The sequence below is a fragment of the Nocardia sp. NPDC058518 genome (assembly GCF_042719655.1).
In the GTDB taxonomy this organism is placed as follows: Bacteria; Actinomycetota; Actinomycetes; order Mycobacteriales; family Mycobacteriaceae; genus Nocardia.
Map to the genome: position 1 here is coordinate 32,278 of NZ_JBHXNJ010000038.1, position 22,476 is coordinate 54,753.

General features: G+C 68.1%; 21 protein-coding genes and 1 pseudogene. 5 read left to right on the forward strand and 17 right to left on the reverse strand.

The features are described from left to right. The 7 genes from ACFWPX_RS35885 to ACFWPX_RS35915 all read right to left on the reverse strand — a co-directional run. Nucleotides 1-778: pirin family protein (locus ACFWPX_RS35885; RefSeq protein ID WP_378933214.1), on the reverse strand; the 778-nt coding region annotated here is incomplete at its 3' end. 129 nt (nucleotides 779-907) lie between these two features. Next, complete coding sequence (locus ACFWPX_RS35890; RefSeq protein WP_378933217.1) at nucleotides 908-1,816, reverse strand: lysophospholipid acyltransferase family protein; 909 nt, start codon at nucleotides 1,814-1,816, stop codon at nucleotides 908-910. A 97-nt stretch (nucleotides 1,817-1,913) separates the two neighbouring features. Beyond that, on the reverse strand, nucleotides 1,914-3,347 hold the full coding sequence (hflX, locus tag ACFWPX_RS35895) for a GTPase HflX (RefSeq protein WP_378933255.1): 1,434 nt from the start codon (nucleotides 3,345-3,347) through the stop codon (nucleotides 1,914-1,916). A 172-nt stretch (nucleotides 3,348-3,519) separates the two neighbouring features. Next, nucleotides 3,520-4,401 (reverse strand): diaminopimelate epimerase, encoded by an 882-nt coding sequence (dapF, locus tag ACFWPX_RS35900; RefSeq protein ID WP_378933259.1) that lies wholly within the window; start codon nucleotides 4,399-4,401, stop codon nucleotides 3,520-3,522. A 44-nt stretch (nucleotides 4,402-4,445) separates the two neighbouring features. Further along, complete coding sequence (locus ACFWPX_RS35905; protein WP_378933221.1) at nucleotides 4,446-5,282, reverse strand: TrmH family RNA methyltransferase; 837 nt, start codon at nucleotides 5,280-5,282, stop codon at nucleotides 4,446-4,448. Further along, a complete protein-coding gene (gene miaA, locus ACFWPX_RS35910; RefSeq protein WP_378933225.1) occupies nucleotides 5,279-6,217 on the reverse strand; it encodes a tRNA (adenosine(37)-N6)-dimethylallyltransferase MiaA in 939 nt (312 codons plus the stop codon). Before miaA ends, ACFWPX_RS35905 begins: the two co-directional genes overlap by 4 nt. Further along, nucleotides 6,214-6,987, reverse strand: a complete 774-nt coding sequence (locus ACFWPX_RS35915; RefSeq protein ID WP_378933228.1) for a hypothetical protein — start codon at nucleotides 6,985-6,987, stop codon at nucleotides 6,214-6,216. Before ACFWPX_RS35915 ends, miaA begins: the two co-directional genes overlap by 4 nt. 263 nt (nucleotides 6,988-7,250) lie before the next feature. On the opposite strand from ACFWPX_RS35915, the gene ACFWPX_RS35920 reads away from it, so the two are divergent. Continuing rightward, nucleotides 7,251-8,630 (forward strand): DUF349 domain-containing protein, encoded by a 1,380-nt coding sequence (locus tag ACFWPX_RS35920; protein ID WP_378933231.1) that lies wholly within the window; start codon nucleotides 7,251-7,253, stop codon nucleotides 8,628-8,630. Between the two features lie 57 nt (nucleotides 8,631-8,687). Here ACFWPX_RS35920 and ACFWPX_RS35925 read toward each other — a convergent pair whose 3' ends face one another. Together ACFWPX_RS35925 and miaB are read right to left on the reverse strand one after the other, a co-directional pair. After that, complete coding sequence (locus ACFWPX_RS35925; RefSeq protein WP_378920218.1) at nucleotides 8,688-9,287, reverse strand: hypothetical protein; 600 nt, start codon at nucleotides 9,285-9,287, stop codon at nucleotides 8,688-8,690. A gap of 89 nt (nucleotides 9,288-9,376) precedes the next feature. Further along, complete coding sequence (miaB, locus tag ACFWPX_RS35930; protein ID WP_378920216.1) at nucleotides 9,377-10,933, reverse strand: tRNA (N6-isopentenyl adenosine(37)-C2)-methylthiotransferase MiaB; 1,557 nt, start codon at nucleotides 10,931-10,933, stop codon at nucleotides 9,377-9,379. Nucleotides 10,934-11,174: 241 nt separating this feature from the next. On the opposite strand from miaB, the gene ACFWPX_RS35935 reads away from it, so the two are divergent. From ACFWPX_RS35935 to ACFWPX_RS35950, 4 genes are all read left to right on the forward strand, one after another. After that, the gene (locus tag ACFWPX_RS35935; protein WP_378920288.1) at nucleotides 11,175-11,903 is read left to right on the forward strand and encodes an amino acid ABC transporter ATP-binding protein; all 729 of its coding nucleotides are present in this window, start codon (nucleotides 11,175-11,177) and stop codon (nucleotides 11,901-11,903) included. A gap of 35 nt (nucleotides 11,904-11,938) precedes the next feature. Continuing rightward, on the forward strand, nucleotides 11,939-12,775 hold the full coding sequence (locus tag ACFWPX_RS35940) for a glutamate ABC transporter substrate-binding protein (protein ID WP_378933235.1): 837 nt from the start codon (nucleotides 11,939-11,941) through the stop codon (nucleotides 12,773-12,775). Nucleotides 12,776-12,865: 90 nt separating this feature from the next. Continuing rightward, nucleotides 12,866-13,537: an amino acid ABC transporter permease gene (locus ACFWPX_RS35945; RefSeq protein ID WP_378920213.1), complete on the forward strand. Its 672-nt coding sequence runs from the start codon at nucleotides 12,866-12,868 to the stop codon at nucleotides 13,535-13,537. Then, nucleotides 13,534-14,424, forward strand: coding sequence for an amino acid ABC transporter permease (locus tag ACFWPX_RS35950; protein ID WP_378920211.1), 891 nt, complete (start codon nucleotides 13,534-13,536; stop codon nucleotides 14,422-14,424). The genes ACFWPX_RS35945 and ACFWPX_RS35950 overlap by 4 nt, the downstream gene beginning before the upstream one ends. Before the next feature lie 55 nt (nucleotides 14,425-14,479). Here the strand turns inward: ACFWPX_RS35950 and ACFWPX_RS35955 are convergent, their stop codons facing one another. From ACFWPX_RS35955 to ACFWPX_RS35990, 8 genes and pseudogenes are all read right to left on the reverse strand, one after another. Next, nucleotides 14,480-16,246 (reverse strand): oleate hydratase, encoded by a 1,767-nt coding sequence (locus ACFWPX_RS35955; protein ID WP_378933238.1) that lies wholly within the window; start codon nucleotides 16,244-16,246, stop codon nucleotides 14,480-14,482. Nucleotides 16,247-16,299: 53 nt separating this feature from the next. Next, a complete protein-coding gene (locus ACFWPX_RS35960) occupies nucleotides 16,300-17,160 on the reverse strand; it encodes a 3-hydroxyacyl-CoA dehydrogenase (RefSeq protein ID WP_378933241.1) in 861 nt (286 codons plus the stop codon). Between the two features lie 174 nt (nucleotides 17,161-17,334). Next, the gene (locus tag ACFWPX_RS35965) at nucleotides 17,335-18,315 is read right to left on the reverse strand and encodes a glycine betaine ABC transporter substrate-binding protein (RefSeq protein WP_378933244.1); all 981 of its coding nucleotides are present in this window, start codon (nucleotides 18,313-18,315) and stop codon (nucleotides 17,335-17,337) included. Beyond that, complete coding sequence (locus tag ACFWPX_RS35970; protein ID WP_378933262.1) at nucleotides 18,312-19,085, reverse strand: ABC transporter permease; 774 nt, start codon at nucleotides 19,083-19,085, stop codon at nucleotides 18,312-18,314. The genes ACFWPX_RS35965 and ACFWPX_RS35970 overlap by 4 nt, the downstream gene beginning before the upstream one ends. A 202-nt stretch (nucleotides 19,086-19,287) precedes the next feature. Beyond that, nucleotides 19,288-20,457, reverse strand: coding sequence for an ABC transporter ATP-binding protein (locus ACFWPX_RS35975; protein ID WP_378933247.1), 1,170 nt, complete (start codon nucleotides 20,455-20,457; stop codon nucleotides 19,288-19,290). Beyond that, nucleotides 20,450-21,100, reverse strand: a complete 651-nt coding sequence (locus tag ACFWPX_RS35980; protein WP_378933266.1) for an ABC transporter permease — start codon at nucleotides 21,098-21,100, stop codon at nucleotides 20,450-20,452. Before ACFWPX_RS35980 ends, ACFWPX_RS35975 begins: the two co-directional genes overlap by 8 nt. A 209-nt stretch (nucleotides 21,101-21,309) precedes the next feature. Next, complete coding sequence (locus tag ACFWPX_RS35985; protein WP_378933269.1) at nucleotides 21,310-21,648, reverse strand: hypothetical protein; 339 nt, start codon at nucleotides 21,646-21,648, stop codon at nucleotides 21,310-21,312. After that, a pseudogene (locus ACFWPX_RS35990) lies at nucleotides 21,637-22,176 on the reverse strand (regulatory protein RecX); the annotation flags it as partial. The pseudogene ACFWPX_RS35990 and the gene ACFWPX_RS35985, both read right to left, overlap by 12 nt. Nucleotides 22,177-22,476: the final 300 nt, after the last annotated feature.

Genomic DNA, 22,476 nt, shown 5'->3' on the forward strand with positions numbered 1-22,476 from the left:
CACACACCCCCGCCCCCCCCCCCGCCCGCGCGCCGCGGCGCGCGGGCGCGGGCCGCCCCACCCCCCCGCCCCCGCGCCCCCCCCCCCCCCCCCCCCCCCCCCCCCCCCCCCCCGTCGCGGTCAGGCGAACGGCGTCGCCCTGTGTCAGGGTGCCGTAACCCTCGTAGTCGACGGTGCCACGAGCGAGGAAGACGTGACCGTAGGGTGCGTCGGGGACGATGATCGCCTGACCGGGGTCGAGTCGCGCGACGTGGAAGGCGGCATGGCGGTTGCCGATGCCGATCGCCGCCGCACCGCGATGGCGCGGCATCCCGGACGCCACCGGCACCAGCACGTTGCGGGCGAGCTCACCCTCGATGTCGAGTTCCTGGTAGCTCGGGGCGACGCCGGTGGTGTCCGGCGGGATCCACATCTGCACGACGTGCAGACGCTCCTTCTCCCGGTAGCCCGCCCCATTCCGCTCCGAATGCAGGATGCCCGCACCCGCGCTCATCCGCTGCGCGAGCCCGGGTCGGATCATCCCCGAATGTCCGGTCGAATCCTGGTGCACCACGGTGCCTTCCAGCACCCAGGTGAGGATCTCGGTATCGCGGTGCTGATGGGTGTCGAACCCCTCACCCGGGTCGACGATGTCCTCGTTGTGCACCAGCAGCAGCCCGTGCGCGTAGTCCTCCAGCACGAAGTTGCCGGTAGCCGGGAACGACTGCCGCGAGTCGAGCCATTCGTTGCGCCAGCGCCTGCGGTCGGCGCCGGGCACGACCTGGACCTGTTCCGTCACGATCATCGTCACCCTCTCGCTATGCGGACCCTAGTCCGTATAACTGGGTAACGAGATCGGCGCCGCGGGCATTCCGCACATGTGTGCGTCTGCTCCGCGACGCCGATCCAGCCGATCAGGCGGTTCCGGTCACCAGGGCAGCGCGTTGCGCAGGCGGCCGACCAGGGTGCGGCCGTTATCGCGTTCGCGCTCGTTGAACAGGAACTGCAGTTCTTCTTCGAGACCCTTGCGCACCACATCGCGCAGATCGGTGGCCGCGCCGTCGAGGTCGTCGGCCTCCATCCACGGTGTGGGGTCGATGGGGGCACCCACGGAGAAGTAGAACCGCTCCGGGCGGGGCAGCACCGTCGGGCCGACACCCTTGACCAGCGGCGGATTCAGCTCGGGATTGATGCCGAGCAGACGGCAGGTCCAGCGCAGCGGAGCCATCACCGGATGCTGACCGTCGAAGACGATGTCGTAGGCGTCGTCGATGCCGATCATCGCCAGCGGCACGATCGGCACCCCCGCCTGAATCGCCATCCGCGCGAAACCGGTGCGGCCCTCCCACTTGAGCACGTACTTCTCGCCCTTGCGGCGGATCGCCTCACGGCCACCACCGGGGAACACCACCACCGCTTCCCCGCGCTCGAGCAGCGCCAGGCAGTTCGCGCGGGTACCGCGGACAGCGCCGAAATGATGCAGGAAGTCCCGCACGCCGGGCACCATCAGCACATGCTCGGCCAGGCCGCGCACCAGCCTGCCGCGCACCCGCAGGATCTCCGGCATGATCAGCGGCGCGTCGATCCCGCCGAGCAGATTGTGGTTGGCCACGATCAGCACCGGGCCCTCGGCCGGGATGTTCTCCAGACCGTAGAACTTCGGGCTGGTCCACAACCGCACCGGCGCGAACAGCGCTTCGAAGGCGCGCATGTCCCATTCGCTCGGCGCCGGATTCAGCGGCGCCCCGTCCGACAAGACCCCGCCGGACCGAACAGGATCGCCCTCCGCGACCCTGTTCTCCTTCAGATTTTTCGTACCATCATGGTCGTTCGACATAACACCCTCCTGCAGTCGATATTCGACCATAGCGTCCGAAAATGCCTGTGTCGCATCGACATTTGTCCGCAACCGGCGGGCAAATCAGCGAAAAAGATCAGCTGAGTGCCGGCGCGGAAGGCCCGGAGTGGGCGTACTCGGACAGTGCCGCGGCCAAGGCGTGCGGCACACGCGCGCGAACCCGGGTGCCGCCTTCCTCGTGGTCGGCGGTGACGATCCGGCCGTCGGCGTGGATGCGGGCGAGCAGGTCGCCGCGGCTGTAGGGCAGCAGCACACTGATGTCGACGTCGAGTCCGCCGAGCACCTCGGAGAGCCGCTCGCGCAACTCCTCCACACCCGCGCCGGTCTGCGCGGAGACGAAGGCCGCCTGCGGCAGCATGCCGCGCAACCGGGTGAGCTCGTTCGGATCGGCGGCGTCGATCTTGTTGACCACCAGCAGTTCCGGCGGGGCAGGCGTGCCCTGCTCCCTGATCACCTCGGTGATCACCTCGCGCACGGCCCTGATCTGCTCGAGCGGCAGCGGGTCGGCGCCGTCGACGACGTGCAGCAGCAGGTCGGCACCGGTGACCTCCTCGAGCGTCGAGCGGAAGGCTTCGACCAGCTGGGTCGGCAGGTGGCGGACGAAGCCGACGGTGTCGGTGAACACCATCTCGCGGCCGTCGTCGAGCGCGGCCCGGCGGGTGGTCGGGTCGAGGGTGGCGAACAGCGCGTCCTGCACGAGCAGACCCGCGCCGGTGAGCGAGTTCATCAGGCTGGACTTGCCCGCGTTGGTGTAGCCGACGATCGCGATCGAGGGCACGCCACTCCCGCTGCGGCGCGCGCGCATGGTGTCGCGGGCGGTCTTCATCTCACGGATCTCGCGGCGCAGTTTGGCCATCCGCTCCCGGATGCGGCGACGATCGGTTTCGATCTTGGTCTCACCGGGCCCACGCAGACCGACGCCACCGCCGTTGCCGCCGGCCCGGCCACCGGCCTGGCGCGACATCGACTCACCCCAGCCGCGCAGGCGGGGCAGCATGTACTCCATCTGCGCCAGCGCGACCTGGGCCTTGCCCTCGCGAGAGGTGGCGTGCTGGGCGAAGATGTCGAGGATCAGCGCGGTGCGGTCGATGACCTTCACCTTCACGACCTTCTCCAGCGCGGTGAGCTGCGCGGGCGTGAGCTCACCGTCGCAGATCACCGTGTCGGCACCGGTGTCGAGGACAACGGTGCGCAACTCCTCGGCCTTGCCGGAGCCGATGTAGGTGGCCGGGTCGGGCTTGTCGCGGCGCTGGATCAGCGCCTCGAGGACCTCCGAGCCCGCCGTCTCGGCGAGCGCGGCCAGCTCGACCATGCTCGCGTCGGCCTGGGCGACGCTGCCGGTGGTCCAGACACCGACCAGCACGACGCGCTCGAGGCGCAGCTGGCGGTATTCGACCTCGGTGATGTCGGTGAGTTCGGTGGACAGCCCGGCGACGCGGCGCAGCGAGCTGCGCTCGTCGAGCTGCATCTCACCGACCGTCGGGTCGGCCGCCCAACCGGGCTGTTTCATGCGGGCCGCGTGGCGGGCCAGCGCATCATCGACGTCACCGCGATCGGCGGCCACGTCGGGATCGGCCGCGGTGGTGTGCTCGGCCGATGTGGATTCTGTGGGTTCTACTGGTTTCGTCATACGTCCTCTATGCTGCCACGTCCAGGTGACAGCGTGCACGCGGTTATCGCTGCTACTGCGCGTCCCACCAGTCCTGCGACAACGCGCCCGAGGCCAGCAGCACCGAGGGCCCGCGCAACCAGGCACGTCGGTCGGCGATGCCGACGCGGACCTGTCCGCCGGGTACACGGACGGTGACCTCGCCGGATCCGGTGCCGATCGACACCCCGGCGGCCGTCAGCGCGGCGGCGGCCGCGGCCACGGTTCCGGTGCCACAGGAACGGGTCTCGCCGACCCCGCGTTCGTACACGCGCATGTCGACGGCGTTGTCGGCGTCGAGCGCGGTGAGGATTTCGACGTTCACGCCGTGCGGGAACAGGTCGGGGTCGAAACCGGGCGACACGCTCAAGTCGAGTTTGGCGAGCGCGTCTACGGTCAGGCCGTCATCGACGCAGGCCAGGTGCGGATTGCCGACATCGATGCCGATTCCGGCCAACGCCCAACCGGCCAGGGTGGCGGTGGAGGGGCCGAGTTCGCGAACGACACCCATGTCCACGGTGACCTCACCATCGGTCGGCCCCGCGGCGTGCACGACGACCGGACGGGCGCCCGCGCGGCTGCCGACGACGTACTCGGTGCGCTCTTCGAGCCCGGTGGCGTTGAGGTAGTGCGCGAAGACCCGCACCCCGTTGCCGCACATCTCGGCGATCGAACCGTCGCCGTTGCGGTAGTCCATGAACCAGTCGTCGGCGTCGACACCCTCGGGCAGCGCTTCCAGGACACCGGCCGCGAGCAGCGCACCGGCCTTCGCCACGCGCAACACACCATCGGCGCCGAGGCCGCGCTGCCGGTCGCACAGCGCGGCGACGCGGTCGACGGTCAGGTCGAGGCGCACCTCGAGGTCGGGCAGCACCACGAAATCGTTCTGGGTGCCGTGGCCCTTGCTGAATTCGATGTCGGACACGTCCGTCATTCTCCTCTGCGCCGCAGTCGGGGGTACTACCGGGCGAACGTGCGCCGCTGCCTGGCGATCTCGTAGAGGCTGATCGCCCCCGCCGACGGCGCGCCGAGCGAGCTGGCGGTGCCGCCCATCGGGATGGTGACCAGGTCGTCGCACGCCTCGGCCCAGGCCGAGCTCATGCCGGTGGTCTCGTTGCCGACGACCAGGATGGTGGCCTCGGTGAAGTCGTGGTCGTAGATGGTGCCCGGCGCGTCCTCATCGGTGCCGACGATGCGGGTGGGGATGCCGCGGGCCTGCTGGCGGTCACGGAATTCGAGCACCTGACCGGGGCCCGCCGCGCGCAGCACCGGCATCGCGAACAGCGAACCGGTCGAGGCGCGCACGGCCTGCGGGTCGAACTGGTCGGCGCCGTGGCCGGTGACGATCACCCCGGACGCGCCGAAAGCGTCCGCCGAGCGGATCAGGGTGCCGAGGTTGCCGGGCGAGTTCGGGCGATCGAACACGACCACGACCGGGGCGTCCTCCCCCGGTTCACCGGGTGCGTAATCGGCCAGGTCGGGGTGCTGCGACATCGCGACCGCCACGATCTCCGGCACGCTCGCCGCCTTCTCCCCCAGCTCGGCCATGAGTTCGGGGACCAGGCCGACCTGCGGCACGTCGGCGGTGTCGAGAACTTCGCGCGCCCAGCTCGACAGCTCGGGCCCACCGAGCCGGTAGAGCAGCGTTTCCAGCGGCCAGTCGTTGGCCAGTGCCTGGGTGATCGGGCGCACGCCTTGCACGAGGAACCGGCCGTCGCGATGACGTTTGGTCCGGTTGTTGAGGTAGGCCTGCCACACCTGCACCGAGGCGTTGCGGGTACTCACTCGTCGCGTCACTGCGCTGTCCGTCCTATCGGGTCGGTGTTCGATTGTCGGAGCAGCGCCAGCGCGGTCGTGGCGAGCTCGGGATCGGCGCCGTCGACCCAGCGGACCCTGGGGTCGCGGCGGAACCACGACCGCTGCCTGCGCACGTAGCGCCGGGTGCCGATCAGGGTGCGCTCGCGCGCGTGGTCGAGATCGTATTCGTCGTCGAGGTAGGCCAGTACCTGGGCGTAGCCGATGGCGCGGCGCGCGGTCTGGCCCTCGCGCAGGCCCACATCGAGCAGTCCGCGGACCTCGTCGACCAGACCCGAGTCGAACATCAGTGCGGTGCGGGTCTCGATGCGGGCGTCGAGAGCGGCGGTCTCGCGGTCGACGCCGAGAATCGCGGTGTTCCAGCGTGGGGTGCCGATGGTCGGGGCCGAGGCGGCGAACGGGCGGCCGGTCAGTTCCACGACCTCGAGCGCGCGCACCATGCGCCTGCCGTCGGTGGGCAGGATGGTGGCCGCGGCGACCGGGTCGGCCTGCCGCAGCGCCTCGTGCAGTGCCTGCACGCCACGCTCATCCAGGAGTACTTCCCAGCGAGCGCGGACCTCGGGGTCGGTGGCCGGGAAATCCCACTCGTCGAGCAGGGCCTGCACGTACATCATCGAGCCGCCGACGATGACCGGGGTCTTTCCGCGCGCCATGATGTCTTCGACGATGGCGCAGGCCGAGCTCTGGTAGGCGGCGACGGTCGCGGTCTCGGTGACATCGAGAACGTCGAGCAGATGGTGCGGGATATCGCGGCGCTGGTCGGGCGGCAGTTTCGCGGTGCCGACATCCATCCCACGGTAGAGCTGCATCGCGTCGATGTTGACGATCTCGCCGTCGAGTTCGGTGGCGAGATCGAGTGCGAGGTCGGACTTGCCGGTGGCAGTGGGGCCGACCACCGCGATCGGTCTACGCGTCACTCGCCGCTACCTTCCTGTCCACCCGGTTCCCACACGCTCACGTCGTAGCCGACGCCGAAGGGCGCGCCTTGGTACAGCGTACGTACCCGCGGATCAGCCGAATCCGCGGCGAACAGCCCACCGAGTACCTGGTAGGCGGCCCGTCCGTCGACGAGCAGCGCCGCGCACAGCTCCGGCTCCAGCCCGGCCAACCCCACCCGCGAACCCGTACGCAAGGCGGCGTCGAGGTCGTGCTGAACCTCGTGGGCCCGCTCGTCGAGATAGCCGGGCGCCTTGACCGTCAAGGTCGCGGCACCATCGGCGACGACGAGCACCGCGTACGGGTCCTGCTCGCTGTCGAGCTCGGCTCGGAGCGCGGCTCCTGCCTCGGCACACGCAGCGGGCGAAGCGTCGGCGGCGAACAGCCGGGCCCGCACCGAAATCCGCGGTGCGGCCTGCTCCCGCAACCATCCGGCGATCAGTAGCGGAAGGGGAAGCTGGGCGTCTGCTGGACCGGGCTCGGCGCCCGCCGGACCGAGCCCGACGACGACATCGGCGCCGAACCCACGAAACGTTCCCCGCGTCGCCGAACCGTAGATCCGGTCATGGCTGTCGACGCCGACGACGAACCACCGGTCGGCGGTCGCGGCGAGGGTGGCCGCGGCGGCCAGGGCGGCCGCGCGCAGCACGACGGTCGGATCGTCGGGATCGCTGCCGGACACCGGGACTCGCCCACACAGTTCGGGCACCAGCATCGGCGGCGACGGGACCAGGGCCGCTATCGAGAACACGCGGTAACCGTAGCCGCAGCGCGCACCTGGGCCCGCATCCGGCGCCGCGCGGGCGTGCGGCCGTCTGCGAGTGTCCGGCGTAGTGATGCTCGTCGAGATTGCTAGTGTTTTCAGGTGCGACTACCCACGTCGTCCGGGACGAAATCCCAGGAAATCCGCTATCCGATCCTCCGGATCGATGGTTTCCGCGGCTCGAACCGGGTTCAATGGGATGTGCTAGGGCGTAACCAGGCAGCCGTGACGCGCGGCAGGGACGGAGAGCAATGACCGACAGCAACGGAACCGCGAAGCCCACCCCAGGTCCGGCCCCGCGACCGTCCGGTACCCCCAAGCCCGGCGGGAATACTCCGCGTCCGCCGAAACCGCATGCCGTGAAACCGGCGCCGGGCCCCGATCAACCGCATCCGCACGCCGTGATCGTGCCGAGCGCCACCGACCCGGGCAAGTGGGGTCGCGTCGATGAGGACGGCACCGCCTGGGTGCGGACCGCCGAGGGCGAACGAGTCGTCGGTTCCTGGCAGGCGGGCGACGTCACCGAGGGCCTTGCCCACTTCGGCCGCCGCTTCGACGATCTCGCGACCGAGGTCGCGCTGCTCGAGGCCAGGCTGGCCGCGGGCGCGGATGCCCGCAAGACCAAGGCCGCCGCGCTGGCACTGGCCGAGACGCTGCCGACCGCGGCCGTCATCGGCGACATCGACGGCCTGACGGCCCGTCTGCAGGCCATCACCGAGCACTCCGAGGAAGCCGCCGCGCACGCCAAGGAGGAGAAGGACCGCGCCCGCCACGAGCACACCGAGCGCAAGGAAGCCCTCGCCGCCGAGGCCGAGCAGATCGCCGCCGAATCCACGCAGTGGAAGGCCGCCGGCGACCGGCTGCGCGAGATCCTCGATGAGTGGAAGTCGATCCGCGGTGTCGACCGCAAGGTCGACGACGCGCTGTGGAAGCGCTACTCCAAGGCCCGTGAGGCGTTCAACCGCCGTCGCGGCGCCCACTTCGCCGACCTCGACCGCGAACGCGCCACCGCCAAGACGCGCAAGGAAGAGCTGTGCGTGCGCGCCGAGGAACTGGCCGACTCCACCGACTGGACCGGCACCGCCGCGGTGTTCCGCGACCTGCTCTCGGAGTGGAAGGCCGCGGGCCGGGCACCGCGCGAGGCCGACGAGTCGCTGTGGCGGCGGTTCAAGAGCGCCCAGGACGTGTTCTTCGCCGCCCGCAACGCGGCGGTCTCCGAGCGCGACGCCGAGTTCGACCACAACGCCACCGCCAAGCTGGAACTGCTGGCCGCCTACGAGCACATCGACCCGGCCAACGGCGTGGACGCCGCCCGCAACGCGCTGCGCGAGCTGCAGGACAAGTGGGATGCCATCGGCAAGGTTCCCCGCGAGCGCATGCAGGAGCTGGAAGCCAAGCTGCGCGCCATCGAGAAGCGGGTCCGCGACGCGGCCGATCAGCAGTGGCGTCGCTCCGACCCCGAGGCGGTCGCGCGCGCCGCGCAGTTCCGTGAGCGGGTCGCCCAGTTCGAGGAGCAGGCCGCCAAGGCCACCGCGGCGGGCAAGAAGCGCGATGCGGAGAAGGCACTCGAGCAAGCTCAGCAGTGGCGCGAATGGGCCGAGGCCGCCGAGGGCGCTGTCAGCAATTTGTGAGTCGCAGAGAAAGAAACCCCCGACCGATACGGTCGGGGGTTTTCTTGTCTCGCAGCACTATTCGCCGGTGAGTCGCTTGCGGTCGCGATCCTCGGCTTCGCGCGCCGCGTTGCGGCGCTGCTCCTCCGCGGCGAGTTGCACGGCGGTGCGACTCCAGACCACGCGGACCCAGTGGAAGGTGAGCACCATGATCGCGATGGTCCCGAGGATCAGGCCGATGCCGGGGCCCGCGCCCTCGTAGTTGCCGAGGCCGGGGGTCTGGCGGTGCCAGATCGAGAGCACGCCGAACACGCTGCCCACGGCCGAACCCGCGCAGGCTATCCAGGCCAGCACCCAGCGGCGGGTGGTCAGCGCCAGCAACGAGAAGCCGACACCGAAGACGATGACCAGCCACACGAAGATCCGCGACGGCAGACCGATGTGCTCGACGCCCGCGGCGTCGGTGGCGAGCAGCACGTCGAAGCCGCGCGCGGTGCCCGCGGTCGGTAGGACCAGCGAGATCAGCAGTGCGAAGACCGCACCCGCCACCACCAGCGCCCGCGCGCCGGGGTCGATCTCGCCGGCGATGCGGCGCTCGACCGCGTCGAGCTCATCGCGGAATTGTTCGAAGTCCTGGTCGTTGCGCGCCGGGTTCACCGCGTGTCCGCTCCTGTCCACAGGCTGATCGTTGGCGGGTCCCACTGTGCCATCACCGGACGCGCCGTTCGCATCCGACCCACTACGACCGGTAGTAGATTCGTCGTCGCTCACGACGCGCAGCCCGTCGAACAGCCGGTCTCGACCGCCTCGACGACCGGTGCGCCGATGCGGGGCAGCCCGAGCCCGACACCGATCGGCGCCGTCTTGGGCGTGATGCCACGTTCGTGTGCGTCACCGGCGGCGGTCCGCCGATGCGACTTCACCGCACTGTCGGCGATGAGGTGGTGCGGTGCCGCCTCGGTGATGTCGACGGTGACGATGTCGCCAGGACGGATACCGGTCACGTCACCGGGACGGAAGTGCACCAGTCTGCCGTCGCGCGCGCGTCCGCTCATCCGCGCGGTCACCGCGTTCTTCTTGCCCGCTCCGTCGGCGACGAGCAGTTCCACCTCGGTGCCGATGAGCGCCTGGTTGTTCTCCCAGGAGACCTGGTCCTGCAACGCGATCAGCCGTTCGAAGCGTTCCTGCACGACCTGCTTGGGCAGCTGATCGGGCAGTTCGGCGGCCGGGGTACCGGGCCGCTTGGAGTACTGGAAGGTGTAGGCGCTGGTGAAGCGGGCGCGACGGACCACGTCGAGGGTCTCGAGGAAATCCTCCTCGGTCTCGCCGGGGAAGCCGACGATGATGTCGGTGGTGATCGACGCATGCGGCATCGCGGCGCGCACCTTGTCGATGATGCCGAGGAAGCGTTCCTTGCGGTAGGAGCGGCGCATCGCCTTGAGTACCCGGTCCGAACCCGATTGCAGCGGCATGTGCAATTGCGGGCAGACGTTCGGGGTGGCCGCCATCGCCTCGATGACGTCGTCGGTGAACTCCGCGGGATGCGGGGAGGTGAACCGCACGCGTTCGAGGCCCTCGATCTGCCCGGTCGCGCGCAGTAGCTGCGCGAAGGCGCCCCGGTCGCGCGGCTGTTCGGGATCGACGAAGTTCACGCCGTAGGAATTGACGTTCTGTCCGAGCAGCGTCACTTCCAGCACGCCCTGGTCGACCAGCGCCTGCACCTCGGCGAGCACGTCACCAGGACGGCGGTCCACCTCCTTGCCGCGCAGCGAGGGGACGATGCAGAACGTGCAGGTGTTGTTGCAGCCCACCGAGATCGACACCCAGCCCGCGTAGGCCGACTCCCGCTTGGCGGGCAGCGTCGACGGAAACGCCTCGAGCGATTCGAGGATCTCCACCTGGGCCTGCTCGTTGTGGCGGGCCCGCTCGAGCAGGACCGGCAGCGAGCCGATGTTGTGGGTGCCGAACACCACGTCGACCCACGGCGCCTTGGCCACCACGGTCTCGCGGTCTTTCTGCGCCAGGCAGCCACCGACGGCGATCTGCATGCCGGGGCGACCCTGCTTGACCGGGACCAGCTGACCGAGGGTGCCGTAGAGCTTGTTGTCGGCGTTCTCGCGCACCGCGCAGGTGTTGAACACCATCAGATCGGGCGTCTCCCCGGTGGCGGCTTTCGTATAGCCCGCGTCCTCGAGCAGCCCGGACAAGCGTTCGGAGTCGTGCACGTTCATCTGGCAGCCGAATGTGCGAACCTCATAGCTGCGCTGCGTCACGGAGCTGCGCTGCGTGACGCCCTCAGTCGCGTCCTGAACCGTCGAATCCACCTGTCCAGGGTACGGGCAGCCCTGACTGTGATGCGCGTCACGGTTGCGTTCGCGCGATAATACGCAAAGGTAACGGGCAGCCACCGGGTTACCAGCAGGTGTCGTTTCGGCGTGCCGTCACGGCATGTCTTCGAAAGCCGGGCAATTCTCCAGAATGGACATAAGGTTTCTCACCATGACCGACGACGCCGCACCCGCGACCGGGAACGCCGACGCCGCAGCCACTACCGCTGCTCCGCCGATGATCTCGATGCGCAACGTGGACAAACACTTCGGTGAGCTCCATGTCCTGCGCGATATCCACCTCGAAGTGCCCCGTGGGCAGGTCGTGATCGTCCTGGGCCCGTCGGGTTCGGGGAAATCGACCCTGTGCCGCACCATCAATCGCCTCGAACCGATCGACTCCGGTGACATCGCCATCGACGGCGTCGCACTGCCCGACGAGGGCAAGGCTCTCGCCGCGCTGCGCGCCGAGGTGGGCATGGTGTTCCAGTCGTTCAACCTGTTCGCGCACAAGACGATCGTCGAGAACGTCATGCTGGCGCCGACGAAGGTCCGCGGGAAGAAAAAAGACGAAGCGCGCAAGCACGCCATGGCCTTGCTCGAGCGCGTCGGCATCGCCAACCAGGCCGACAAGTACCCGGCCCAGCTCTCCGGCGGTCAGCAGCAGCGCGTCGCCATCGCCCGCTCGCTCGCGATGGACCCCAAGGTCATGCTGTTCGACGAACCGACCTCGGCACTTGACCCGGAGATGGTCAACGAGGTGCTCGACGTGATGGTCTCCCTCGCCAAGGAGGGCATGACCATGCTCGTGGTCACCCACGAGATGGGCTTCGCGCGCAGGGCGGGCGACCGCGTGCTGTTCATGGCCGACGGTGAGATCGTCGAGGACACCGCGCCCGAAGCTTTCTTCACCGCACCGAAATCCGAACGCGCCAAGGACTTCCTCGGCAAGATTCTCAGTCACTGACTCGCAGCACCATTGTCACAAGGAGAAGGAAACCCATGAGGATCAATCGTGCGATGCGCGTCGGAATCGGCGCAGCGGCACTGGTAATGGCAGCCACCGTCACCGCGGCCTGCGGTGGCGGTGACGACAAGTCGGCCCTTGACAACGCCAAGGACGGCAAGCTGACCATCGGCATCAAGTTCGACCAGCCGGGTCTGGGCCTGCGCAATACCGACGGCACCTACAGCGGCTTCGATGTCGACGTCGCCAAGTACGTCGCCGACAAGCTCGGCGTGAAGCCGGAGAACATCACCTTCAAGGAAGCGCCCTCGGCGCAGCGCGAGACGCTGATCGAGAACGGCCAGGTCGACCTCGTCGTCGCCACCTACTCGATCAACGACAAGCGCAAGGAGAAGGTCGATTTCGGCGGCCCGTACTACATCGCGGGCCAGGACCTGCTGGTGCCTGCCGCCAACACCGACATCACCGGCCCCGATTCCCTCGCGGGCAAGAAGGTCTGCTCGGTGAAGGGCTCCACCCCGGCCCAGAACATCGAGAAGAACTACACCCAGGCGCAGCTGCAGACCTACGACACCTACTCGCTGTGCATCGAGGCGATGCGTAGCGGTGCGATCGACGCGGTCACCACCGACAACGTGATCCTCGCCGGTTACGCCGCGCAGTCGCCGGGCACCTTCAAGCTGGTGAACAAGACCTTCACCACCGAGAAGTACGGCGTCGGCCTGAAGAAGGGCGATTCGGAGCTGCGCGGCAAGGTCAACGACGCCATCCAGGCGATGATCGACGACGGTTCGTGGAAGGCCGCCCAGGAGAAGAACTTCGCGGGTACCGGTTTCGCGGTGCCCGCGCCGCCGGTCGTCGACCGCTACTGATCGACCATCGCATCGGTGGCCCGGGAATTCCCGGGTCACCGATGCGATGTTGTCCTGCTGGCTTTCACACCGATCGGAGGACGCGCGTCCGTGTTCGACCTGATCTCGAGGTATGACAACCAAATCCTCGATGCGTTCTGGGTAACAATCAAACTCACCTTCTTCTCGGCGATCGGTGCGCTCGTCATCGGTACCGTCGTCGCCGGTATGCGCGTGTCCCCGATTCCGGTCGCGCGCTGGGTCGGCGCGGCGTACGTGGCCATCTTCCGCAACACCCCGCTCACCCTGATCATCGTGTTCACCTCGCTCGGCCTCTACACCACTCTCGGGTGGAAGATCGCCGGTGACGATCTACGCGAGAACAACTACCGCTGGGCGATCATCGGCCTGAGCGTCTACACCGCGGCCTTCGTCTGCGAATCGCTGCGCTCGGGCATCAACACCGTCGCGCTCGGCCAATCCGAAGCGGGCAGGTCGCTGGGCTTCGGATTCGCCCAGAATCTGCGGTTGATCGTGCTGCCGCAAGCGTTTCGGGCCGTCATCGCACCGCTGGGCAGCGTGCTGATCGCACTGACCAAGAACTCCACGGTCGCCTCGGTCATCGGCGTCGCCGAAGCCGCGTACCTGATGGGCGCGATGAACGAGAACGAGGCCGCGGTCCTGGCCATCGGCGCGATCTTCGCGCTCGGCTTCGTCGTCCTCACCCTGCCGACCGGGCTGTTCTTCGGCTGGCTGGCCAAGCGATACGAGGTGGCACGATGAGCGGCGCTTCGGTTCTGTTCGACGCTCCCGGGCCCCGCGCCCGGCTACGGCACAACCTGTACTCGGTCCTGGTCGTCGTCGTGCTCGTCGGCGCGGGCTGGTGGCTCTACAACGCCTTCGCCGACAAGGGCCAGTTCACCGCGGCCAAGTGGAAACCGTTTCTCGAAGCCGAGATCTGGGAGACCTACCTCCTGCCCGGCCTGGAAGGCACCCTCACCGCCGCGGTCATCTCGATCATCGGCTCGGTGTTCTTCGGCATGATCTTCGGGATCCTGCGCCTGTCCGACCACGCGTGGGTGCGCTGGGTCGCGGGCACGGTCGTCGAGCTCGCCAGGGCGATCCCGGTGCTGATCTTGATGATCTTCCTGTTCGCGGTATTCGGCGACTACGACCTGTTCCCCTCCGACCAGCTCGCGCTGGCCGCGGTGGTCATCGCGCTGATCATCTACAACTCCGCGGTCATCGCCGAGATCGTCCGCGCCGGCATCAAGTCCCTGCCCAAGGGACAAACCGAAGCCGCCGTCGCGCTGGGGTTGCGCAAGAACCAGCTGATGCGGTTGATCCTGCTCCCGCAGGCCGTCACCGCGATGCTGCCCGCCCTGGTCTCGCAGATGGTGGTCGTGCTCAAGGACACCGCGCTGGGCTACCAGATCACCTATGTGGAGCTGGTGCGGTCCGGGCAGCAAGAAGGCGCGTCGATGCAGAACACGATCCCCGCGCTGATCGTCATCGCGCTGATCATGATCTCGCTCAACATGGCGCTGAGCTTCCTGGCCACCACCCTGGAGAAGCGGTTGCGGTCGCGGAAGAAGAGCGGTGGTGCGGTCCTGACCGCCGACTCGATCCTCACCGACGCCGCGCCGGGTGTCGACATCACCAAGAAGTAGTCGCACATCGACAACGGGGCCCGATCCGAACCGGATCGGGCCCCGTTGTTGTTTCTCAGTCCTCGCCGAGGAGGCCGAATTCGCGCAGCAGCGGCCCGATCTCGGTGTCGTCGAGCTTCTTCAACAGCCGGTTGCGGACGAACTCCGGTCCGGGCAGGCTCATCTCCTCACCGTCGCGCAACCGGCTGGTCGCCGCCAGGAGCGACCGGATGTCGTAGGTGGAGCCGAATACCTCCGGCACTCCCCGCTCGACATCGAGCAGCGTGTAGGCCGCCTCCATCCCGGTGCGCACCGAGTACTCGGTGGTGAAAATGCAGTCGCGGGTGGTCTCCGCGAACTGGCCGATGAAGGCGAAGTTGACCGCGCCCGCGGGCACCACGTCAGGCCGGTCGCCGGCTTGACGCGGCATGAAGAACGCGGTGATGTAGGGCATCATCACCGGGACGCACGTCGCGGCGTCGGCGGCCATCTCCGGGATCTCGGCTTCGGGAACGCCCAGGTGGTACAGCCATTCCTGGGTGATCTCCGCGCCGGTGCAGTCCTGCATGGGTTTCTTCACGAAATCGCCCGGACGGTCGACGAACAGCGCGTAGACCCACACCACGATCTGGTCGGCGGGCTGCTGCTTGAAGTGCGGCTGCCGGTTCACCGTCCAGCTCATCAGCCACGACGAGTCCTTCACCGTCACGATGCCGCCGGTGACCACCTTGCCGCTGAACGGGTCACGCTTGCAGATCTTCTGGATGTAGCGCGGAATCCGCTCGTCGAGGGTGGTGACGGTCGCCGATTCCCATTTGGTCTGCGGAATGTGGCCGCCGAAGACCTCGGGACGGCCGAACGCGGGGTCCTTGGCGGCGATGCGGCGCCACAGATCCCAGGCCGGGGCCGGTCCCTCGTCGAGCCTGGCCGGGGTGTGCTGATCGCCCTCGTTCGAGTTCTCGGTGAGCGAGCCGATGGTGACGAACAGCAGATCGTCGGTGGTCAGGTCGACGCCACCGGCGGTGCCGTCGGCGATCCAGTGCAGGCGCGTGGCCTGCTTGCGCGGCCCGGAGATATCGAAGTCGACGTCGGTGACCTCGGTGTCGAAACGGAACCGCACGCCTCGGTCGAGCAGCCACCGGTACAGCGGCAGCACCAGCGACTCGTACTGGTTGTATTTGGTGAACTTCAACGCGGAGAAGTCGGGCAGGCCACCGATGTGATGGATGAACCGGTGCAGGTACAGCTTCATCTCGAGCGCGCTGTGCCATTCCTCGAACGCGAACATCGTGCGCCAGTACAGCCAGAAGTTGCTGGCCAGGAATTCCGGGCCGAACACCTCGTCGATGCGCTTGTTCTCCATCTGCTCGCGGGTGGCGAGGAACACCTTCACGATATCCTTCTGCGCGCGATCGGTGAGGGCGAACAGCCCGTCGGTATGCGCGTCCTGCCCACGTTTCACCGTGGCCCGCTGCAGGGAGAAGTTCGGGTCGTCCTTGTTGAGCCAGTAGAACTCGTCGAGCACGCTGGCGCCCTCGATCTCCATCGACGGCACCGAACGGTAGAGATCCCACAGACATTCGAAGTGGTTCTCCATCTCGCGCCCGCCTCGGATGACGAAACCCTTCTTCGGCTCCTTGATGCCGTCGAGCGCGCCGCCGGGCAGCTTCAGCCGCTCCAGGACGGTGATCTTGTCGGGGGCCAGCTGCCCGTCCCTGATGAGGAACGCCGCGCCGGAGAGCGAGGCCAGCCCCGCCCCGACGAACCAGGCCGATTTGCCGTCCACGCCTTCGGGTTTGCGCGGCCGGGCGAACGCTTCGTAGTTGCCGTTGCTGTAGTACATCCGACTCCTCTGTCCGATCCGGAAGGTCGAGCGGGACTGTGCGATGTACGTGACTACGCGGTGTAGCGGTAGAACCCCTCCCCCGTCGCGGCGCCAAGCTTGCCCTTGTCGATGTAGTTCTCCTTGAGCCAGGCCGCGAGCTTCTTCTGGGTTTCACCGCCGTTGATGAGGATGTTGTACGGGGTGGTCAGGCCGACGATGTCGAGGATCTGGAACGGGCCCATGGGCGCACCGGTTGCGATGCGCCAGGTCTCGTCCACCGCGGCGGGCTCGGCGTATCCGCCCGCGGCGAGCTCGATTCCGGAATTCAGGAACGGCACCAGCAACGAGTTGAGAACGTAACCCGCCTTCTCCTTGTGCAATTCGATCGGCACCATGCCGATGGCCTTCGCGAACTCGACCACCGCGGCGAACACCGCCGGATCGGTCCGGTCGGTGCCCATGACCTCGGCGGTATTGAACTTCCAGACGTGGTTGGCGAAGTGCAGCGCCAGGAATCGGTCGGGGCGGCCGGTGTAGTCGACGATGTCGCTGGGCAGCAGCGTCGAGGAGTTCGTCGCGAACACGGTGCGTTCGGGCGCGAGCGCGCCGAGCTTGCCGTACAGGTCGCGTTTGATCTCGAGTACCTCCGGGACCGCCTCGATGATCAGGTCTGCCTCGGCCGCCGCGGTGGCCAGATCGGCGGTCAGGGTGATGCCCGCGGCGGTCGCTGTGGTGTTGCTCGCATCGGCGCCTGCCACGTCCTGCTGGTACACCGTGGCGAGCTCATCGAACCGGGTGCGCGCGGCGGTGAGCGCCGCGTCGTCGATGTCGTAGGCGGTGACGTCGAACCCGTGGAACGCGGTCTGGAAGGCGATCTGGGATCCGAGCACCCCTGTCCCGAGGACAGTCACCTTGCGGATTTCGATGGTCATGCATCAGCCTCCCAGTCTGGACGCGAGCCCCCACCGCCGCGCGTCGCGGTTTCCGGTTGTGTCTACCGCCGTCCATCATGGCCCGAGAAGCTGAGTCAGTGGTGTGAGCGACCCACGCGTTCCGGACATCTCGGGCGAGATGCTGGTAACAGTTCAGCAAACCACCGCGCTGGATCAGCCTGCGGTGACGAGTCCCTCGGCGATCATCCAGTCACGGGCGACGTCGGCGGGTTCGCGGCCGTCGATGTCGACCTGACGGTTGAGTTCGGTGATCACCTCGTTGGTGAGCCGGGCCGAGATCGGGGCCATGACCCCGACGACCTGGGGGTGGGCGTCGGCGAAGTCGCGGTGCATGACCAGCGACGCGTTGTACTTCGGGAAGAAGGCCCTGTCGTCTTCGAGGAGCACGAGTTCGAGAGCGGGGATGCGGCCGTCGGTGGCGGCGACCGAGCCGAATCGGCACTGTTTCGCGTCGGCGGTGGCCTGGTAGACGAGCGCGTCCTGGACGATCTGCCGTTGGGCCTTGCCGAGGTCGATCCCGTAGGCGCCGGCCAGGCCGGGATAGCCGTCCGGGCGGACGTTGAACTCGGTGCCCACGCAGGTGGCCGCGGCACCGGGATCCTTCGCGATGAGGTTCGCGTAGTCCGACAGCGTACGTACCCCGGTCTGCTCGGCGTTGCTCTTGCTGGTGACGAGGGCGTAGGTGTTGTTCATCGGCGCCATCGCCGCCCACACCATGTCGTGTTCGGCGAGGTCGGCCTCGCGTACCGCGTCGAACTGGGCCGCCTCGGTCGGGATCGGCTTCTCCTTGCCGAGGTAGTTGATCCAGCCGGTGCCGGTGTAGTCGTAGGCGATGTCGATCTGGCCGTTCAGCTGCGCGTCGCGCAGGCTGTTGGAGCCTTGGATATTGGTCAGGTCACGCACATTCGCGCCCGCGGCCGTGAGCGCGAATTCGATCATGTAGCCCAGGATGTTGGCCTCGGTGAAATCCTTGGAGCCCACCGTGACCGCGACACCGTCGAGTTCGGGCACGGGTTCGATGCTGCCCGGTCCGACCGGCAGCGGCACCGAACCACCCGACTGCAAGCCACAACTCGCGAGCACCAGCACGCTCAGCACCGGGGCGAGCCCGCGCAACAATCCGGTGAACCTCACCGCAACCCCCTCGGCCCGAGGAACTGTTCGGCCAGCGCACCGAGCCAGTCGACGAACAGTGCCAGCGCGACAGCGAGTACTGCGCCCAGCGTCAATGTCACGGTGTCGCGCAGTTTGTAGCCGGTGTCGATGAGAATGCCGAGCCCGCCCGCGCTCACCATGAACGACAGTGTCGCGGTGCCGACGGCCAGCACCAGCGAGGTTCTCAGGCCCGCCAGGATGTAGGGCACGGCGAGGGGAAATTCGATGCGGCGCAACACGAGACCGGCCGACATGCCCTGTCCCCTGCCCGCGTCGATCAGTGCCGGGTCGACCTGCTGGTAGCCCAGGATCGTATTGCGCAGGACCGGCAGCAGCGAGCAGAACGCGATCGGCGCGACACCCACCCAGAACCCGGTGGTGCGAGTGACCAGGTAGCACAGCACGATGAGCCCGATCGCCGGAGCGGAGGCCCCGATATTGGCGATGCCGACGAAAAACGGGGCGAGACGGCGGAATCGATGCCTGGTGAGCAAGGTACCGAGCGGCACGGCGACGACCACCACGATGAGCACCACCGCGGCCGTGATCAGCACGTGCTGCCATGTCACCTGGGCGATATTGCTCACGCTGATACTGGCCTGCTGGATGACGGTGAGATCGCGCCGGAACGCCCACACGAGCACACCGACGGTGAGGATGAGCACGATCACCGGCTGGGCGAGGAGACGGAGGTATTCGGCACGGCGCTGCGTCGCGGGTGCGGCGGTCGCGGCCGGGACGTCGACTATCGAGTTCGGCCGAACGGAGATGACATTCGTCACTGCGCTGCCCTCCGCGCCGGCTCGGATTCGATCGGCGTTCGTGGCGACGTTCGCGCGGTGCTACGCCTCGTGCTCGACGCCGATAGACGATGCGATGGATCGCAGAGGGCGATTCCGTCCACTGGTGTCGTCGCTCCCGGTGCGATCGGCGTCGATCGCGGCTCGGCCGTCATGCCGGTGTGGTTTCTGTCGCGGCCAGATGGCTGATCAGCGTGTCGACGGTGACGGTTCCGGTGTAGGTGCCGGTGTTGTCGACGACGACGGCGGAGGCGGTGCGTTCGGTGAGAAGCGCGGCCAGTGCGTCCTGGAGTGTGGCGTCGGCGGGCAGGGTGGTGCCGATCGGGGTGCCGAGCTCGTGCAGTGAGTCCGCGTGGGCGAGTTCGCCTGTCGAGACCCGCCGCAGTGGGCGGCGTTGTGCGTCGAGGATGATGCCCCAGGTTCGGTCGGCGTCGCGCAGGGCCGTGGTGAGGGCCGTGGGAGTGGCGCTCTCCTCGACGGCGATGCCTTCGTCCAGGTCCATGTCGGCGAGGACGGTGAGGCCGAGGCGGTCGATGGTGGCGGTGGCGCCCACGAAACCGGCGACTGTTTCGTCGGCGGGAGCGGCCAGGATCGCGGCGGGGGTGTCGTACTGCAGGATGCGGGAGCGGTCGCCGAGGACGGCGATGCGGTCGCCCAGTTTCACCGCTTCACCGAAGTCGTGGGTGACGAAGACGATGGTCTTGCCGAGTTCGCCTTGCAGGCGGAGCAATTCGTCCTGCAGCAGTCCGCGGGTGATCGGATCGACCGCACCGAACGGTTCGTCCATGAGCAGGACCGGTGGGTCGGCCGCCAGCGCCCTGGCCACGCCGACGCGCTGCTGCTGTCCGCCGGAGAGCTGGCGGGGGTAGCGGTTGCGGTAGGTGCCGGGGTCGAGGCCGACGAGGGTGAGCATGTCGTCGGTGCGTTCGGCGATCCGGCGGCGATCCCAGCCGAGCAGGCCCGGCACCGTGGCGATGTTCTTGGCGACGGTCATGTGTGGGAACAGTCCGGCCTGCTGGATCGAATAGCCGATGCCGCGGCGCAATTCGTCGGCGTCGATCGCGCCGGCGTCGCGGCCACCGATGGTGACGGTGCCCGAGGTGGGTTCGATCAGCCGGTTGATCATCCGCATGGTGGTGGTCTTGCCGCAGCCGGACGGGCCGACCAGCACCACGATCTCCCCGGCCGGAATGGTCATGGAGACCTCGTCGACCGCGGGTTCGGGCTGTTCGGGATAGCGTTTGGTGACCCGGTCGAGGACGATCTCGACCCCGGAGACCGCGGCAGCCTTCGCCGCCTTGGTGGTTTCGATGTCAGTCACGAATTCCCCTCGGAATGGTGAGCCGTCCGAGCAGAACCAGGACGCCGTCGAGTGCGAGCGCGAGCACGACGATGAGGACGGTGCCGGTGAGCGCCTGCGGCACCGCGTTCGGGCTACCGAGCCGCCCGAGGCCGGAGATGATCAGGTTGCCGAGACCCGGGCCCTTCGCATACGCCGCCAGTGCCAGGATGCCCATGATCATCTGGGTACTGACCCGCATTCCGGTGAGGATGGACGGCCAGGCAAGGGGCAGTTCGATCTTGGTCAGCAGGCGCAACCGGTTCATGCCGACACCGCGCGCGGCATCGGTCACCGCCGGATCCACCGACGACAACCCGAGCACCGTGTTACGCAGGATCGGCAGCAGCGCGTACAGCACCAATGCCACGATCGTCGGCCCGACACCGAGCCCGAGGAACGGAATCAGCAACCCCAGCAACGCGAACGAGGGCACGGTCAGAATCGCCCCAGCCGTCGCGGTAGCGGCCGCGGATCCGAGCGGGCTCCGGTACACCAGCACCCCGAGCGCCACCGCGATCGCGGTCGCCAGCACCAGCGACTGCACCACCGCCGACACATGCAGGTAAGAATCGACCAGCAACTGCTCCCGCCGGTTCACCACGAACGACCACAACGCGTCCAGTGTCCACCTCCCCGTCGTTCGGCGGCCGCCTACGGCCCTGCTCCCCGGATTTCCCACCCCGAATCAAGGTGAAACATCGACGTTCCCACACCCCACCGCATCACCGATGCGACGAATCAGCCTGCGCGAAAACATGTTTCACCGGCGCGATCATCCTACGCGCCGCGGACAACCCCCGTGGGAATTCCGGACTCCCACCACCGGCGAGCTCATCTGCCCGCCTCCTCCAGTTCGGTCTTCACCACCGCGAACGCCGTTGCCGAGCTATAGCCGCGACGGGCGAGCATGTCGACCAGGCGGCGCGTGGCTTTGGTCCGGTCCAGATCGGCGGGCATGGCACGGAGCTTGCGGCGGACCAGGTCGATGGCGGCTTGTTCATCGCCGGGCGTCGGTCTGCGTGACGGGTGGCCAGGCGAAGCGTCCGGCTCCGCTGTGTCACTGGGAGTTTCGTCTGCCGCGATCTCTGATCGGTCCGCGTCGCCCTCCGAAGTCTTCGCACGCGCCGTCCTGACCTCGACAGACGTGCGTTCGAAGCCTGCTTCGTCCAGTTCGGCGGTGACGACGGCGAAGGCGGTGGATTGGTCGTAGCCGCGGCGGGCGAGCATGCCGACGAGGCGGCGCACTGCCTTGTCGCGTTCCATCTCGCGGGGAAGGGTGCGGAGTTTTCGGCGGACCAGGTCGGCGGCGCGAGCGTTCTCCGCATCGTCGGTGACCATCGACAACGCCTCTTCGGCGTCGCCCGGGGCCACGCCCTTCTCGCGCAGCTCACGCTGGAGGGCCTTTTTGCCCCGGCCGGAGTAGGTGTGTCGTTCGTGGACCCACTGTTCAGCGAACGAGGCGTCGTCGATCAGGCCGATTTCGGTGAATCGTTCGAGCGCGGCCTCTGTCACCTCGAGGCGGAAGCCCTTCTCGCCGAGGCGTTTCTCCAGTTCCGCGCGACTGCGAGCACGGATGGAGAGCAATCGCAGGCAGGCGTCCTTGGCTTGTTCCAGAGTCGCATCGGGACGGTCGCCCGGGGCGAGCCGGCGTGTGCCGGCCCGCCTGTCGGGCTCTCCCGGCTGGGATCCGGCCGCCACCGGATCCGCCTGCCGTGCCGGGGCGCCCCCCCCCCCCGTCGACCGGGGGGACTAGGCGCCCCGCCCCGGCCAACGATGGCCGCGGGCGCCGGGGGGGCCGCGGCGACCCTCGCTCCCCCACTCTTCATGATCAACACCAACCCGCGCAGCGAAATGCGGTGGTTTGTCACCGTCGGTGAATCCGGTCGGGTGCGCGCGCTGCGGATCGCCCGCACCCCACCCAAAACGCTTCGCCGGCCGGCGGCGGGGGGGGGCGGGGGAGGCGGCCCGAGGCCGGGAGTACGCCGACACCCCCCCCGA